Source organism: Leuconostoc sp. UCMA20149 (genome assembly GCF_030400235.1).
GTDB classification, from domain to species: Bacteria; Bacillota; Bacilli; order Lactobacillales; family Lactobacillaceae; genus Leuconostoc; species Leuconostoc pseudomesenteroides.
The window spans coordinates 1-1,569 of sequence record NZ_VJYC01000036.1; the positions used below are offsets into that span (position 1 = coordinate 1).

2 protein-coding genes are annotated in these 1,569 nt (G+C 38.9%); both read right to left on the reverse strand.

Annotated elements, in window-relative coordinates:
- Positions 1–5: 5 nt before the first annotated feature.
- On the reverse strand, positions 6–884 hold the full coding sequence (gene fba, locus FF105_RS11490) for a class II fructose-1,6-bisphosphate aldolase (RefSeq protein WP_010278660.1): 879 nt from the start codon (positions 882–884) through the stop codon (positions 6–8).
- Between the two features lie 3 nt (positions 885–887).
- The gene (locus FF105_RS11495; protein WP_031941004.1) at positions 888–1,454 is read right to left on the reverse strand and encodes a 5' nucleotidase, NT5C type; all 567 of its coding nucleotides are present in this window, start codon (positions 1,452–1,454) and stop codon (positions 888–890) included.
- Between the last annotated feature and the right edge of the window lie 115 nt (positions 1,455–1,569).

Consider the following 1,569-nt stretch of genomic DNA (forward strand, 5'->3'; position numbering starts at 1 on the left):
TTTTTTTAGTGTGATGAAGCACCGAAAACAGCCAGACGTTCTGCCAAACTCGTTTCCACGGCCGTGACACCAGGTGCTAATAGTTTCCTAGGATCATAATTTTTACCAATCAAATCTTGATCAGTTAAAATAAAGTCTCTTAACGCTTGATGGAATGCCAGCTGGGCTTCAGTGTTCACATTGACTTTGGCAACACCCATGCTAATAGCTGCTCTAATTTGATCATCTGGGACACCAGAACCACCATGCAAGACAAATGGTACCTGACTGTGCGTCATACTGTCTAAAGTCGTCGTTAAGTCTTTGAGATGAGCGAGGTTTAGCCCTTGCCAATCTTTTGGATAGCGACCATGAATATTACCAATCCCTGCGGCAATAAAATCTATTTCCGTTTGGATCATGGCAACTGCATCGTCAATAGGCGCGATTTCACCAGTGCCGATGATACCATCTTCTTCGCCGCCAATACTGCCTACTTCAGCTTCAACTGAAATATTTTGTTCATGAGCTAACGCTACAATCTCACGTGTTTTTTCTAAGTTTTCTGCTAATGGTAAGTGTGACCCATCAAACATAACTGATGTAAAGCCAGCTTTGATGGCAGCTTTAGCGGCAGTGTAATCACCATGATCGAGATGAATGGCAATGGGGACAGTAATGCCAAATGATTGGTCGAGGTCGCGCACGATATGAGCAACGGTTTCAAAACCACCCATATATTTAATGGCACCCATCGAAGCAGCGATGATGGTAGGAGCTTGTTTTGCTTGTGCAACACGCAAAATGGCTTGTGTCCATTCAAGATTATTTGTATTAAAGGCGCCGACGGCATATCCTTGTTGACGCGCTGTTTGAACGATTGCTTTACCAGAAACGATTGTCATGAGTTATTCCCAACTTTCTTTTTTAAATGTTTGATCTGTTTGATGGAGTGAATAGTGATAATTATTATTAACTGAAAAAATTTTATCGCGAATTGAGTCGTGATTGGATTTGGCAACTTCAATTAAAAAATTAACCAGATTTTTTGACCATACCAATTCTTTATCGTGGCCATATTGTAACCAAAATGAATCTGATTTTGGGTCATCCCAATCATGCGCACCATGATAGGGACGATCATCTAGCAAAATGGCACCAGCAATTTTATTCAAATTTTTTTGGTGTGTCAGAATAACTTTTTTATAAAATGGGCTATCTGGCTGATTGCCAAAGAAATCATTTAACCAACTAATTTTATCTTCCCAAGCACTAGGGTTTTGCCAAGGTGCCGTTGATAAAATGTACATATCATAGTATTGAGACAGGACATAAATGCTATCAATAGCGTCAGGTAAAGGTGGTAAATATCGAAAAATGCCAGGAATTTGATCTGGTTTTTTAAACTGATATGGATGCGGCTTATCATTTTCGGCATTTAATACAGGCAAGGTATCAACGATAGTGTTGTCCATATCAATGAATAATTTAGTTTTGATGATAGTATTCTCCTTTATTGAAAACGCTTACATTTTCGGAATAGACAAAATTATACAGCGTCGGAATAAAAAAATCAAATGTATACCAATT

Bases quoted from the DNA above. Each gene is read 5' to 3' on its own strand.
- fba (WP_010278660.1), bottom strand. From the start codon at position 884: ATGACAATCGTTTCTGGTAAAGCAATCGTTCAAACAGCGCGTCAACAA.
- FF105_RS11495 (WP_031941004.1), bottom strand. From the start codon at position 1,454: ATGGACAACACTATCGTTGATACCTTGCCTGTATTAAATGCCGAAAAT.